Source organism: Salinicola sp. LHM (assembly GCF_034479735.1).
Lineage (GTDB): Bacteria > Pseudomonadota > Gammaproteobacteria > Pseudomonadales > Halomonadaceae > Salinicola > Salinicola salarius.
Genome location: NZ_CP140261.1, coordinates 2,838,790 through 2,852,298 on the forward strand (window position 1 = coordinate 2,838,790; position 13,509 = coordinate 2,852,298).

Genomic DNA, 13,509 nt, shown 5'->3' on the forward strand with positions numbered 1-13,509 from the left:
CGTGGCCCGGTGTCGAGGGCCGCGCACCGAGTTGGGAGAATGAAGAAATGAATCGCTGGACACCCCGCGTGACCGTTGCCGTGATCGTGGAACGGGCCGGTCGTTACCTGATGGTGGAAGAGGATCGCGGCGGGCCGTTCAGTCTGTTCAACCAGCCTGCCGGTCATCTGGAGCGCGGCGAGCGCCTGATCGCCGCGGCCGAACGCGAAGTTCGCGAAGAGTCCGCCTGGCAGATCGCCATCACCGATTACCTGGGACTCTACGTTCACCAGACTTCGGATGGCCTCACGTTCCATAGCCACGCCTTCATCAGCCTGCCGCTGGCGCATCTGGGCAATCCGCTAGACAAGGGGATCATCGGCGCTCACTGGCTGACCTACGACGAAATCGACGATCTCGATCGCAGCCGCCGCCTGCGCAGCCCGGTAGTGATGCAGCGATTGCGTGACGCGCGTGACGGCCGCCGCTACCCGCTCGATCTCATTCGCGAGCGCTGAGACCGGTCCCGCGTCCAGGTGCGGTCGAGGGCCGCTCGCGTGGCGGGAATACTGTCAGGCTCGATGCCCAGACCCGCTTTCGGCTATAATCCCGGGTCATTTATTCAGGGCGGCGCCCGTTTCGTCGTCGCGCCCAGCCGCCGACGCATCCGATGTCATCGCCCGCCTTCACCTGTCCTCGGGAATCGCCATGACCACTGACAGCTTGCCCAGCGATAGCGTGCGCTCACCCAACGCAGGCGACTTGCCGTCCCACGAGAAGGCCAAGAAGGTCATCGTCGGCATGTCGGGGGGCGTCGATTCCTCCGTGACTGCGTTGCTGCTGATCCAGCAGGGCTATCACGTCGAAGGCCTGTTCATGAAGAACTGGGACGAGGACGACGGCACCGAGTACTGTACGGCGATGGCGGATCTGGCCGATGCCCAGGCGGTCAGCGATACGCTTGGTATCAAGCTGCACACGGCCAATTTCGCCGCCGAATACTGGGATAACGTCTTCGAGCACTTCCTGGCGGAGTATCAGGCAGGCCGCACGCCGAATCCGGATATCCTTTGCAACCGTGAAATCAAGTTCAAGGTCTTCCTCGACTACGCCGAGATGCTCGGCGCGGATCTGATCGCCACCGGCCACTACGTTCGCCGAGGTGCCGACGATGCCGATGGCCGGGCGCAACTGCTCAAGGGTCTCGATGGCAACAAGGACCAGAGCTATTTCCTGCATGCCGTTTCCGGCGATGCCATCGCACGCACGCTGTTCCCCGTAGGCGAACTGGAAAAGCCCGAGGTCAGGGCGCTGGCCGAACGTCACGGCCTGGCCACGGCGCGCAAGAAGGATTCCACCGGCATCTGCTTCATCGGTGAACGCCGCTTCAGCGACTTCCTCAAGCAGTACCTGCCCGCCCAGCCCGGCCGCATCGAGACGCCGGAAGGCGATCTGGTCGGCGAGCACATGGGGCTGATGTATTACACCCTGGGGCAGCGACGCGGCCTGGGTATCGGTGGTCTCAAGGATCACAGTGAAGAACCGTGGTTCGTCGCCGCCAAGGATCTCGAGCGCAACGTCCTGATCGTCGTCCAGGGCGAACATCCGCTGCTTTACAGCGATGTCGTGTACTGCGAGCCGGCAGCCTGGGTGGCGGGCGAACCGCCGGCGAAGTCGCGTCTCAGTGCAAAGACCCGCTATCGCCAGCAGGACGTCGCCTGCGAGGTGACACTGCTGGCCGATGGCGAGATCGAGGTTCGCTTCGATGAGCCTCAGCGGGCGGTCACGCCCGGCCAATCGCTGGTGCTCTACGATGGCGACGTGTGTCTCGGTGGCGCTGTCATCCGCGCCACCGAGACCGCCGATACGGCGGCCGTCGCCGAATTGACCGGCGCAGCGCGGCCCGACACCAACCTTACCGCAACGACGGGGAGCCAGCGTTCGGCATGAATCCAACGCCCATTCAATCGGCACCGCTCGACAGCAATGGCCGGCAGGCGCTGGCCCTGGCCGGTGTCTTTCAAGCGGCTTCCGTGGTCGATCAGCTCGCCCGTACCGGCCAGTGCGACGAACGCGCCTGGAACACGCTGCTCCGCGCGACGCTGGATACCAACCCGCCGAGTTTCGAATCGATCTACGGCGGCCATCACAACAACCTGCGCCTGGGCATCGATACCCTGCTCGCGGTGATGTCCCGCCAGCATGCCCAGCCGGCGGTGATGCGCTACGGCTTCTCGATGGTGTTGCTGATGCAACGGCTGCGCAAGGACGATGCCATGATGAGCACCCTCGGCCAGCGTCTCGGCCGAATCCAGGGCCAGGCGGAACATTTCGGCGAGACGCACGAGAACGTCATCGCCAGTCTCGGCGAGCTGTATCAGGAGACGCTTTCCACCTTTCGCTACCGGATCGTGGTGCAGGGCGAGCCCAGCCTGCTGCAGAGCCGAATGATGCCGGAACGTATCCGCACCGCCCTTCTCGCCGGCGTGCGCTTCGCCCTGCTATGGCATCAGCAGGGCGGCCGCCGCTGGCGTCTGATCTTCCAGCGCGGCGCCATCAGGCGCACGCTGCGCGAGCTCGACGCCCACTGATGTCGAGCCCCATGAATTCGTTAACCGCGAGCTTCGAGCTCGTGCGAGCCTTCGGGAACCCAAGATGATCGAACTTTCCGCATTGACCGCCCTCTCCCCCGTCGATGGCCGCTACGCAGCCAAAGCCGCGCCGCTACGCGAACATTTCAGCGAGTTCGGCCTGATCCGGGCTCGCGTCACCGTCGAGGTGCGCTGGCTCGAACGATTGGCGGCCCATCCCGGTATCGCCGAAGTGCCGCCACTTTCCGCAGGGGCACAGGCGTTTCTGGACAAGCTGGTGAAGGAATTTTCCATCGCCGATGCCGAACGCATCAAGACCATCGAACGCACGACCAACCACGACGTCAAGGCCGTCGAGTACTTCCTCAAGGAAGCGATTGCCGACCAGCCCGAGCTGCACGCCATCACCGAATTCGTTCACTTCGCGTGTACCAGCGAGGACATCAACAACCTTTCCTATGCCCTGATGATGCGCGACGGCCTGGCCACGCTGCTGCCGACGATGCATCAGGTTCACGATGCCATCGCCAAGCTGGCACACGAGCATGCCGAACAGCCGATGCTGTCGCGTACCCATGGCCAGACCGCCAGCCCCACGACGCTGGGCAAGGAGATGGCCAATGTCGCCTACCGCCTGCAGCGCCAGCTCAAGCAGATCGAGTCGGTGGAACTGCTGGGCAAGATCAACGGCGCCGTGGGCAACTACAACGCTCACCTGGCGACCTATCCGGAGATCGACTGGGCCGACAACGCCCGCATGTTCGTCGAATCGCTCGGGCTCACGTTCAACCCCTATACCACCCAGATCGAACCCCACGACTACATCGCGGAGCTGTTCGATGCCATCAGCCGCTTCAACACCATCCTGATCGACTTCGATCGCGACGTGTGGGGCTACATCTCGCTGGGCTACTTCAAGCAACGCACCGTTGCCGGGGAGATCGGCTCCTCCACGATGCCGCACAAGGTCAACCCGATCGACTTCGAGAACTCCGAAGGCAATCTGGGGCTGGCCAACGCGCTGCTCGATCACCTGGCCCGCAAGTTGCCGATCTCCCGCTGGCAGCGTGATCTGACCGACTCCACCGTGCTGCGCAATCTCGGCGTCGGCCTGGCCTATGGGCTGATTGCCTACGAAGCCTCGCTCAAGGGTATCGGCAAGCTCGAGGCCAATCCGCAGCGTCTCGACGACGACCTGGACCAGAGCTGGGAAGTGCTGGCCGAGCCGATCCAGACCGTCATGCGCCGCTACGGGATCGAAAAGCCCTACGAGAAACTCAAGGAACTGACCCGCGGCAAGCGCATCGACCAGGCCGGTTTTGCCGCCTTCATCGACACGCTCGTCCTGCCGGACGAAGTCAAGATCGAGCTCAAGGCGCTATCACCGGCAAGCTACATCGGTAACGCCATCGATCAGGCCAAAGCGCTTTAAGCCCTCAACGATACCCAGCTGGAGATCGATATGACGTCGGCCAACTCGCCCCGCACCCTGCTCGGCGGCCTCACGCCCGCCCAGTTTCTCAGCCAGCACTGGCAGAAATCGCCGCTGCTGATCCGCGGCGCACTGCCCGGCTTCGTCTCGCCACTGGAGCCGGACGATCTGGCGGGCCTGGCCTGCGAGGAAGGCATCGAAGCCAGGCTGGTCGAGGAGCATGGCCCCGACAAGGCGTGGCAGGTCAGCCATGGCCCGTTCGACGAGGAGACTTTCTCGCGCCTGCCGGTCAGCGGCTGGTCGCTGCTGGTGCAGGCAGTCGATCACTATGTGCCCGAAGTCGCCGAGCTGCTGGAAGCGTTCGACTTCATACCGCGCTGGCGCCTCGACGACATCATGGTCAGCTACGCCCCGCCTGGCGGCAGCGTGGGCGCGCACGTCGATCAGTACGATGTCTTCCTGCTGCAGGCCAGCGGCCGGCGTCGCTGGCAACTGGGCGGCACGCCCGGTAACGACGCCAGGCTGATTCCCGGTATCGATCTGCGGATTCTGGAAGACTTCACCGTCGAAGCCGACCAGGACTGGGTGCTGGAGCCGGGCGACATGCTCTATCTGCCCCCCGGCGTCGCTCATCACGGCATCAGCGACGCCGACGACTGCCTGACCTTCTCGATCGGCTTCCGGGCGCCCTCCGGCGACGAGGTCGTGACCTCGTTTGCCGACTATATCGGCGAGCAACTCGGCGACAGTCAGCGCTATGGCGATTCCGATCTGCAGCCGCCGGCCGCCATCGGCGAACTGGACGATCAGGCGATCGCCCGTGTCCGCGCCTTGCTGCTGGATGCCATCGACAGGCCGGAACAGATGGCGCAATGGTTCGGTCGCGCCATGACCCAGCCCAAGTACCTGGATCAGTTGATCCCGCCCGAGTCCCCAAGCGATCCGAACGATCTTCGAGCCGCCCTGGAGAGCGGCAGCGAGTTGACCCACACCCTCGGCTCGCGCTTTGCCTGGCGCCGGCTGGATGACGCCCGGGCCACGCTGTTCGCCGATGGAGACGCCATCGTCTGCGATCTCGAGCTGGCGCAGTATCTGTCGGCTAACCCTCGCCTCGACGCGAAGGTACTCGAGTTTCCGGATAGCGAATCCCTGCTCGCCGCTCTCGTCGATAGCGGAAGCTTGAGCGTACCCGAGGAAGATGATCAGTGATCAGGATCATCGGGGGCAGTGGCAGCGATGCCTACACTCCGAGTAGAGAGACGTAGTGTCGTGGAAGACATTCTGTACTGGACGCATTTTAGAACACTGTTTTAATGTATTGATTCAGTGTACCCGGCACGAAGCCAAATCTGGATGTTAAGGAGAATCGATATGAAACGACTCATCGCCCCCGCGCTGGTCATGAGCCTGCTGGCCCTGGCTGGCTGTACCAACAACTCGACGTATTCAGGTGACGTCTACCGCGGCGATCAGGCGGGTACCGCACAATCCGTCAGCTACGGCACCATTCAGTCGGTTCGTCCGGTACAGATCCAGGGCGGCAACGGCGAAAGCGTTCTCGGCAGCCTCGGCGGCGCCGTGATCGGCGGTCTGCTGGGCAACCAGGTCGGTGGCGGCTCTGGGCGTACCATTGCGACCGCCGCCGGCGCCATCGGTGGCACCGTCGCCGGCAGCAAGATTCAGCAGGCGACGGACCGCGTCGACGGTTACGAGCTCGAAATTCGTCAGGACAGCGGTCAGAACGTCGTGGTCGTTCAGAAGGCCGACCGCAACTGGCAGGTGGGTCAGCGCGTCAAGCTGGTTGCCAGCGGCTCGAGCGTGAGCGTGGCCCCCTATTGATCCAAGCAACGACGGATTCAGGCAACGACGGATCCAGGCAACCAGGACGGCTAAAAGCGTGTCCGGTGTAGAAAGCCGTCTATAGCAGACGTCAACGGCGCCCTCGGGGCGCCGTTTTCGTTAGCGTAGTATTAATTCCAAAGATTATCGACGCTTTACCTACACTGTTGTATGTTGTGTAGGTCACATTCGTTCAAGGGAATAATACGATTCATGAAGGGACTCACGTGGACAAGAACCGGCTTTGCCATCGCCCTGGCTGGAATATCCGGCTCGGTTTGGGCTGATGGCATCCTGACACTGAAATCGGAAAACGATATTTTTGCCAGTGGTGACGACGGCCACTATACCAACGGGCTGGAGATCGACTGGTCTTTCAAACCCGACCGGGATCACTGGACTCGCGCTCTTGCCGAGGCCCTGCCCGGCTGGAGCGCAGCCTCGCTCGATGGAGCCGCTTATCGTTTCGGACAACAGATCTATACTCCCGAAGATATCGACGAGAGACGTTTGATCGAAGACGACCGCCCCTATGCTGGCGTCCTCTATGCCGGACTTTCCCTGTTCGATGACGAACAGCTCGTCGGATGGCGTCACACCAGCGGCCTGTATTTCGATGTCGGCCTCGTCGGACCAGGCTCCGGCGGCCATACCGTACAGCAGAATTTCCACCATCTCATCAATAGCGATGAACCCAAGGGCTGGCACAACCAGCTTCATAACGAGCCGTTCGTCAACGTGGCCTACAACACCGCCTGGTGGAAGCAAAGCCAACTGGGCGCACTGGAAGCCGAATACGGTCCTTCGGTCGGATTCGCGGCCGGCAATCTCTATACCTATGCCGCAACGGGGCTCGGGCTGCGCCTGGGTCAAGGATTGAACAAGAGTTTCGGCGTTCCGGCCGTGGCACCCGCCCAAGGCAGCCAGATCTTTTTCGAAGCCAACAGTGGCTTCAACTGGTACGTCTTTGCCAATGTCGAAGGTCGGTTCATGGCCTATAACATGCTGCTCGACGGCAATACGTTCGAGGACAGTCACTCCGTCGACCGACGCCCCTGGGTCGGCGATGCTCAGGCCGGCCTGGCGCTCTCCTGGAATCGCTGGCAGCTGACCTACAGCTCCGTCTGGCGTACCCACGAGTTCGAAACACAGGACAGCGGCGATCAGTTTGGCTCGATCACGCTGTCGACCTGGCTGTAACGTCGTCGGTGCTCGTCACCGCAAGCGCATCTCAAGCATCTACATCTCAAACGCACGACGGGCGATGCTTCAAGCATCGCCCGTCGTACATGATGACCTTGGCCCGAATGACAGGCCAGCGGCCATTCAGTGCAATCTGGCTTTACGCATTCCCCAGCAGACGACGCGCTTGCCCACCCAGAGACCGATTGCCAGCAGGATCAGCGTCAACAGCATGGAGACGGGATTCACGATGAAGGTTGCCCCAAGCACGGCCAGGGCGATCGCCATCATCCAGCGATCCTGGGCGGGGTCTCCCTGTAGCTGTGCCGGCAGCCGGCGCTTGACCGCCCCTCCAAGCGCACCATCCCAAGCCTTGAGCAATAGAAAAAGCAAAACGGCGAAGGCAATGAGCCAAACGACGAAAACGGTCATGACGAACTTCTCCTCAACCGCAGGATCACGGTGGTTTATCCTCGAATCAGGGTAACCACACCCATGAAACGGCGCAACTGCTATGGAGGTGGTCCGAGGGCCGCATCGAGCCGGCTAGACCAATATCCAACGTCATTGCGACCTGACAGAAAGGCCGTGGCACGTTAGGATGGGAAAGACATGCACAAACGCAAAGGTTTCGAGATGCAGATTGCCCAGAACTCCGTGGTCGCGTTCCACTACACACTGACCAATGATGCGGGAGAGGTGCTGGACAGTTCCGAAGGTCGTGAGCCGCTGACCTATCTTCACGGTGCGGGCAACATCATTCCGGGCCTCGAGAAGGAACTCGAGGGTCACGGCAGCGGTGATAAGCTTCAGGTCGCCGTCGCACCGAGCGAAGGTTATGGCGAAGTCCAGCCGGCACTGGTTCAGGAAGTTCCGCGCGATGCCTTTCAGGGTGTCGATAACGTTGAGCCCGGCATGCAGTTCCAGGCGCAGACTCAGGAAGGCCCGCTGATGGTCACCGTCACCAAGGTAGAAGGCGATACCGTGACGGTCGATGGCAATCATCCGCTGGCCGGTGAAAAGCTGAACTTCGATGTCGAGATCGCCGAAGTTCGCGAAGCGACCGAAGAAGAAGTATCCCATGGTCATGTCCATGGCGAAGGTGGTCACCAGCATTGATCGTGTCGGATCCCGCCTAACGGGATCCACTATCGGTGTCACCGCCACCACGTAAAAGGGCAGCCTCATGGCTGCCCTTTTTAATGCTCGCGGAATGCTCGATCGAGACGCCGACACTCACGACCGATCTCAACCTTCGCTGGCCAGCATGACCCGCTGGGCCAGTTGCGTGCGCTCGACGGGGCGCCGCGCCTGCCAGTAGTAGCGCTTCCAGTAGACGTTATCGAGACGAGACAATTTCACGCCCTGAGATGACGAGGCGTGGAGGAAATAACCATCGCCCACGTAGACGCCGACATGGTTGTAGGGTCCCGGCGGCCGGAAAAAGACCAGATCCCCCGCCTTGAGGCTACTCTCCGCCACTCGACTCCCTTCCAGTACCTGCTCTTCTGTCGTACGCGGCAGCTCGAGAGCGAAGGCTTCTACGAACACGTGCTGCATCAATGCGGAGCAATCGATACCGTTTCGCGTCGTCCCGCCGAGCACGTAAGGTGCTCCCACCCAACGCTCATGCTCGTCCAGCAGCGCCTTGCGAATAACTGCCGGAGAGACATTCTGCGGACGAAAGTCCCGAATTGTCCGAGGCACAGGTGCCACACTCCGGTTTTCGCTGGCAGCAACGGTCGGGGATTTGACCAGGGGAAGTGAATACTGCGCGTTGACCTGTTGTTGTTTTACAGGAGCCGAGCAACCGGACATGACCATCACCAGTGCCAGCCCCATGGCTGTGCGTCTTAGCATTCAGCGCGACCTCGTTCGCCTGTGAGCCGTCACGGGCACCGCCTGTCTATAGGCGACTCGTGAGGAGTCGCCCGGCGAAATGGAGTCGCTGTGGTGGTGACACACCTCGACGAGGTGTCACCGCCAAAACGGCCTGTATTCGGCTCGAATCATCGATCAATCGGACAGAAAAAAGCCACGCCCTCTTTCCAGTGGGCGTAGCACAGCGGAGATCATATGTCATTGAAAACGCTTTGGCGAGTCTTCCGGATCAACGAACGGCATCAATGCAGATGATGCGCCTCGCCCGGCAGGATATCGACATGGAGCGATGTCCAGTGCGTCATGGCGCTACCGGGGAAATCGAGGCTCGCCCAGGCGCCGGCCAACAGCGGCCTGGCTTCCAGCCAGGCGTTGAGAGCCTCCCGAAAGCGCATCAGAAAGGCCTCGCGTTCAGGCGTGTCGTCCATGAAGAATCCGAAGCCGCTATACAGCCCTTCGGCGTAATCGTGCCAACTGCTGTAATGCTGCCCTGCCAGGCGCATCGCGGCATCGAGATAGTAGGAAAGCCGATCCTCGTCGAGCCAATCGAGCTGCCTACCCGCCAAGGCGAGATCCACCAGCTGCGCGATATCCCAGGCGGTCATGTCCTGATCGTTGCAATGGCAGGCATTGTCCCGCACGTGCTTCAGACGCAATAGATGAATTCGCTCCTCGTCCGCACACTCTCCCGACTCGAGAATCGCGATTTCCGCCTCGAGCCGAGTCCGATTGAGCGTGTAGGGCGCATAATTGACCTGGTAATCCTGGCGGTCACCCGCTTCGACCAGAAAATCCAGGAAGTCGATGAGCCCGGAGGCACCCTGCAAGGCATATTGGTGCTCTATCCACTCCCCCAACGCCTGCCGATCCTGTGGCGCCAGAGGCTGAGGCGCCTGCCACAGTGCTTCATTGAGCGGCCCAGCGAGCGATATCGCCGTGAAGCGCGTCAATGTTGGTCGCACGCCTGGCTCGAGCCAGGTCAGTGACCGCGACGGTGTCAGCCAGTGAAACGGCGACCCCGGATCATGTCGATGCCAGGCAATATCATCCGCCAGCGAGACTTCGTCAGGCGCTTCATCCTGACTCAGGACGGTCTCCCAGGCATGCCAGGCCGAGAGCATGCGCAAGGGGTCGCTATAAAACCGACTCAACACATCACATAGCGACTGGGCCAGCGCCTTGATCTCGGAAGTCGGATAGCGACCGCTATCGGCGGCCATCACCAGATAGAACGCATACTTTTCCGCCATGGCGATCGTCGCTGCATGATCGGCACAGGCAGCCAGACGCCGTGATGCCTTCTGAGACGATTTTCGACCAACGCGATGGCGAGAGTCCGCCGCCAGCTGATTGAGATGATGCGCCTGCGCAGGCATCCAGAACCTCGCCAGCCCAGCGGTTCCCTCTTCCCGGCGCAGACCGAGAACTTCTTCGAGGTAGCGCTCGGCATCCTGAATCCGAGCCTGCCCCAGCGGCTCATCGAGATGCCGCCGATGAATCAGATCCGGGTCCCGTATCGCCGCAATGGCCAGCACCCAGCTGTCGGCTTCTCCACGCTGGCGCTGGATGAACGCTCGCGCCAGGTGGCGCTGTTCCTCTTCCAGAATGCGGGAAAGAGGCGTCTCCCACGGGCTTCGGCTGGCGACCAGCAGCCCACTCCAATCGCTGTCAAACGTCTCCCGCAAATCCCGACCTTCGAACAGGCTGCGCCCTCGTTGATAGGCACGCGCAACCGCTTCCCAGTCGGTGTAGCGCTGCTGCAGGAGATCGATGGCATGGGCCGCGAACACTTCGGCCTCCGAGGCAGAAAGCCAGCCAGCGCAGTAGCCAAGGTAAGCCTGATCGACGAGCCGCAGCCAGTCCCACGCGGCCCAGTCCAGCGGCTCCTCTTCGGCCAGAAACCGCAACAGCACCCGGCCGTAATCCTGCTGGTCGCCCAATCCGGATAACCACTCGACGCGAGCTTCCGCCCCTTGGCGCGCGAGTCGAACCGCGTCCATCTCCCAACCGTAGCGATGCCCCTGACCCGCAAGCCAGAACAACAGGGACTTGAGCTCATCCGGACCACGGACCTCGCCCTGCTCACACAGCAACGCCTGTTGCTGCCGCTGTTCTTCCGCGGAGCACTGGATTGGCCAGGCAAGAACCGGCGCGATGGCGGCTCTGGATCGCCACAGATCGGCGGGCCAAAGCGGAGCTGGCGCATCGATCGATTTCAGGCTGTGTCGAACCTTGAGCCAGGAAACGCCTCGCTGCTGCCGTTCCCGGGCCACTAGCGCCTGCCCCGCCATATCCAGCGCCGGGTCACCCAGATGTGCCAATGCCTGCAACCAGGCCTTGAGCGTCGGCATGCTGGTCACGATGTCGCGCGCCAGGGCAAGCAGCCAAGCCTCATCCGTTCGAGGATGGGTCCAGCCCACGGTACTTCCCAGCGCCAGCAACTCCAGAGCGGCCAGCCGTGCGATTGAAAGCTCGCCTGTGTCGGACGCGTTCTCCCAGAGTCGCCACGCAAACTCGTCCCGACTATCGATCCCGAGCAACGTCAGGCGCTCGAACGCCTGCTCGGCGCTGAGTGCCAGTCGAGGATCGCTGACAAGGGGCCAACCGCAAAGCGTCAGTTGCTGGGCCCACCATGGGGCGAGAAGTTCGCTCAAGAGAGACCTCATGCTACGAGAAACGGCTTGCGCCGGACGCCGAATGGATTCCGACAGGGCGCATGCGGCGGCACAGTATACCGGAAAGGTGCTCGCGCGCCGATGGCACGGCGCACGACGACATGACAGAGACCTAGTTCAACTTCTCGGTATGGGAACGCGGGGACTCGCCGAGCAGGTGGCGTAACAGGAACTTCCTGACGCGCACCACGAACTGCTCCTGGAACAGCACACAGAAGAGCACGGTCAGAACGAGAAATAACGGGTACAGCCAGAGGTGCAACTCACCCGCCGCCGCCAGACAGCCCTGAAAATCCGTCAAGCACAAGCCCGGATCACCGGAGAACACACGCTCGACTCGCGAGAACACGGCATAAAGCGGCACATGCAGCGCGAACATCGGCAACGATGCGCCGCCCAGTCGGGTTGCCCAGCGCATCAGACGGCGATTGCGAGGCTCCCCCCAATGCGCGGCGACGTAGATCAGCGCCAGTTGCGCTGGCAGCAGCAGACCATTATGCAGGGCGTAGTACCAGGCATGTCCCAGCCCCAGGAGCGTCACTGCGACGACCACGCTGACGGCAACGAGCAACAGCGTCAGACAGCACTGGGGAAGCGTCATCAGCCGCCCCTGCGCCTTGCGTTGCGCATAGAACGTGCAAAGCAAGATGCCGGCGGCGAACTCAGGCAGACGAATCAGCGGGTTGCGGTGCAGGATGCCGGTTTCGGGCACGCCGTAATCGGTCGTCAGAATGACATACAAAGGCGGAATCAAGTAGATCAGATTGACCAGCAGCATGGCGCGACGCGGGTGCAGAACGCGGCGCAGTCGAGGCGCCAGCCAGGGAAACGTCAGGTAAAAGAAGAACAACGCCGAGATCGACCAGGACGGCGGATTGAAGGTCAGATATAGCGGATTCCAGGCATGCAGCAAGGTGAAATTGAGCAGCAGATTGATGCCGGTTTCCAGCGGCCCCATGGTGTGGTTCAGGCTCTTCCAGTCGAGCTGGCCGATATCGTTATTGACGTCATACACGACGAACCGCAGCGAGATATCGCTATCCCCCGGTGCGATTGCCAGGTAGCCGACCAATGCCGATACCGCCATGGCGAGAAGCAGTGATCCGATGTGGATCGGGTAGAGATTCGAGAAGCGCTTGAGCCAGAAGCTTCTGGGTGGCTCGCGCATCTGGTATGACGAATCGAGATAGACGTGCGTCAACAGAAAGCCGGATAGCACGAAAAAGGCGCTGGTCGAGAAGAAACCGATATCGGTCACGTAGTGCGACCAATCGCGAATGGAAGGATAGTTGTGAAGCGTATGGAAAATGACGATGTAGAGGCCGAGCAGAAAGCGCAGCCATTCGAGCCCAATGAAGCGCTCTTTACGCGTGCCGGTCGTTGAATCGGGCATCCTTGCAGATCTCTGTCCGTCAAAGGCGCTAGTGTACCCGATTCCTGTCAGCAAACACTTGGCCTGAATTGCTTTCCGCGAGCGCGACGGTCAGCCAGAACCAAGAAAGCCGCGCAACGCGCGGCTTTCTCTCCTGGACCCAACGGTACGGAGTCCGCCTAGGCTTTCTTCACCTTGGCGACGATCCACAACAGGATGATCGCACCAATGGTCGCCACGACCAGGGACCCGATCAGCCCGTTCGACGATAGCCCCAGGAGACTGAACAGGAAGCCGCCGATCACGGCACCGACGATGCCGACGACGATATTCCCAAGAATACCGAACCCACCGCCTCGCATGACTTTTCCAGCAATCCAGCCCGCAATGCCACCAATAATCAGCCACAGGATGAAGCCCATAGTGTTACTCCTTGATTCCCTTCAGCATGAACAGCTCATCGGGCAACTTCTCATTGCCTAGTCCAAGCATAGACAGCATTCTCGAATTGTTCGAAGTTCGAGACCAAAACGGGCCCACATGTGTGGAACCGCTTTC

General features: G+C 61.4%; 13 protein-coding genes. 8 read left to right on the plus strand and 5 right to left on the minus strand.

The window, feature by feature from the left end:
* The first annotated feature begins 47 nt into the window (after nt 1-47).
* From R5R73_RS12980 to R5R73_RS13010, 7 genes are all read left to right on the plus strand, one after another.
* Nucleotides 48-497, plus strand: a complete 450-nt coding sequence (locus R5R73_RS12980) for an NUDIX domain-containing protein (protein WP_071233190.1) — start codon at nt 48-50, stop codon at nt 495-497.
* Between the two features lie 190 nt (nt 498-687).
* Nucleotides 688-1,929 (plus strand): tRNA 2-thiouridine(34) synthase MnmA, encoded by a 1,242-nt coding sequence (gene mnmA, locus R5R73_RS12985; RefSeq protein WP_322527736.1) that lies wholly within the window; start codon nt 688-690, stop codon nt 1,927-1,929.
* A complete protein-coding gene (gene hflD / locus R5R73_RS12990) occupies nt 1,926-2,570 on the plus strand; it encodes a high frequency lysogenization protein HflD (protein ID WP_071233191.1) in 645 nt (214 codons plus the stop codon). The genes mnmA and hflD overlap by 4 nt, the downstream gene beginning before the upstream one ends.
* A 67-nt stretch (nt 2,571-2,637) precedes the next feature.
* Nucleotides 2,638-4,002, plus strand: a complete 1,365-nt coding sequence (gene purB / locus R5R73_RS12995; protein WP_322529600.1) for an adenylosuccinate lyase — start codon at nt 2,638-2,640, stop codon at nt 4,000-4,002.
* Between the two features lie 30 nt (nt 4,003-4,032).
* On the plus strand, nt 4,033-5,211 hold the full coding sequence (locus tag R5R73_RS13000; protein WP_322527737.1) for a cupin domain-containing protein: 1,179 nt from the start codon (nt 4,033-4,035) through the stop codon (nt 5,209-5,211).
* Between the two features lie 162 nt (nt 5,212-5,373).
* Entirely contained in the window at nt 5,374-5,841 is a 468-nt protein-coding gene (locus R5R73_RS13005) for a glycine zipper 2TM domain-containing protein (RefSeq protein WP_071233193.1), read from the plus strand.
* A 213-nt stretch (nt 5,842-6,054) separates the two neighbouring features.
* Nucleotides 6,055-7,041: a lipid A deacylase LpxR family protein gene (locus R5R73_RS13010; protein WP_110634767.1), complete on the plus strand. Its 987-nt coding sequence runs from the start codon at nt 6,055-6,057 to the stop codon at nt 7,039-7,041.
* A gap of 126 nt (nt 7,042-7,167) precedes the next feature.
* Here the strand turns inward: R5R73_RS13010 and R5R73_RS13015 are convergent, their stop codons facing one another.
* Nucleotides 7,168-7,455 (minus strand): hypothetical protein, encoded by a 288-nt coding sequence (locus R5R73_RS13015; RefSeq protein ID WP_071233195.1) that lies wholly within the window; start codon nt 7,453-7,455, stop codon nt 7,168-7,170.
* Between the two features lie 204 nt (nt 7,456-7,659).
* Here R5R73_RS13015 and slyD point away from each other — a divergent pair, with 204 nt between their 5' ends.
* Nucleotides 7,660-8,142 carry a peptidylprolyl isomerase gene (gene slyD / locus R5R73_RS13020; protein ID WP_071233268.1) on the plus strand — a complete coding sequence of 161 codons (483 nt, stop codon included), beginning with the start codon at nt 7,660-7,662 and terminating at the stop codon, nt 8,140-8,142.
* 129 nt (nt 8,143-8,271) lie between these two features.
* Here the strand turns inward: slyD and R5R73_RS13025 are convergent, their stop codons facing one another.
* The 4 genes from R5R73_RS13025 to R5R73_RS13040 form a co-directional block, all read right to left on the minus strand.
* A complete protein-coding gene (locus R5R73_RS13025) occupies nt 8,272-8,883 on the minus strand; it encodes a C40 family peptidase (protein WP_322527738.1) in 612 nt (203 codons plus the stop codon).
* A gap of 263 nt (nt 8,884-9,146) precedes the next feature.
* Nucleotides 9,147-11,558 carry a DUF1266 domain-containing protein gene (locus R5R73_RS13030; protein WP_322527739.1) on the minus strand — a complete coding sequence of 804 codons (2,412 nt, stop codon included), beginning with the start codon at nt 11,556-11,558 and terminating at the stop codon, nt 9,147-9,149.
* A 133-nt stretch (nt 11,559-11,691) separates the two neighbouring features.
* Nucleotides 11,692-12,972 carry an acyltransferase gene (locus R5R73_RS13035; RefSeq protein ID WP_322527740.1) on the minus strand — a complete coding sequence of 427 codons (1,281 nt, stop codon included), beginning with the start codon at nt 12,970-12,972 and terminating at the stop codon, nt 11,692-11,694.
* 158 nt (nt 12,973-13,130) lie between these two features.
* Nucleotides 13,131-13,373, minus strand: coding sequence for a GlsB/YeaQ/YmgE family stress response membrane protein (locus tag R5R73_RS13040; RefSeq protein WP_071233199.1), 243 nt, complete (start codon nt 13,371-13,373; stop codon nt 13,131-13,133).
* Nucleotides 13,374-13,509: the final 136 nt, after the last annotated feature.

Coding starts and splice junctions, on each gene's coding strand:
- R5R73_RS13040 (WP_071233199.1), bottom strand. CDS start 13,373: ATGGGCTTCATCCTGTGGCTGATTATTGGTGGCATTGCGGGCTGGATT.
- R5R73_RS12980 (WP_071233190.1), top strand. CDS start 48: ATGAATCGCTGGACACCCCGCGTGACCGTTGCCGTGATCGTGGAACGG.
- slyD (WP_071233268.1), top strand. CDS start 7,660: ATGCAGATTGCCCAGAACTCCGTGGTCGCGTTCCACTACACACTGACC.
- R5R73_RS13025 (WP_322527738.1), bottom strand. CDS start 8,883: ATGCTAAGACGCACAGCCATGGGGCTGGCACTGGTGATGGTCATGTCC.
- R5R73_RS13000 (WP_322527737.1), top strand. CDS start 4,033: ATGACGTCGGCCAACTCGCCCCGCACCCTGCTCGGCGGCCTCACGCCC.
- hflD (WP_071233191.1), top strand. CDS start 1,926: ATGAATCCAACGCCCATTCAATCGGCACCGCTCGACAGCAATGGCCGG.
- R5R73_RS13010 (WP_110634767.1), top strand. CDS start 6,055: ATGAAGGGACTCACGTGGACAAGAACCGGCTTTGCCATCGCCCTGGCT.
- R5R73_RS13015 (WP_071233195.1), bottom strand. CDS start 7,455: ATGACCGTTTTCGTCGTTTGGCTCATTGCCTTCGCCGTTTTGCTTTTT.
- mnmA (WP_322527736.1), top strand. CDS start 688: ATGACCACTGACAGCTTGCCCAGCGATAGCGTGCGCTCACCCAACGCA.
- R5R73_RS13035 (WP_322527740.1), bottom strand. CDS start 12,972: ATGCCCGATTCAACGACCGGCACGCGTAAAGAGCGCTTCATTGGGCTC.
- R5R73_RS13005 (WP_071233193.1), top strand. CDS start 5,374: ATGAAACGACTCATCGCCCCCGCGCTGGTCATGAGCCTGCTGGCCCTG.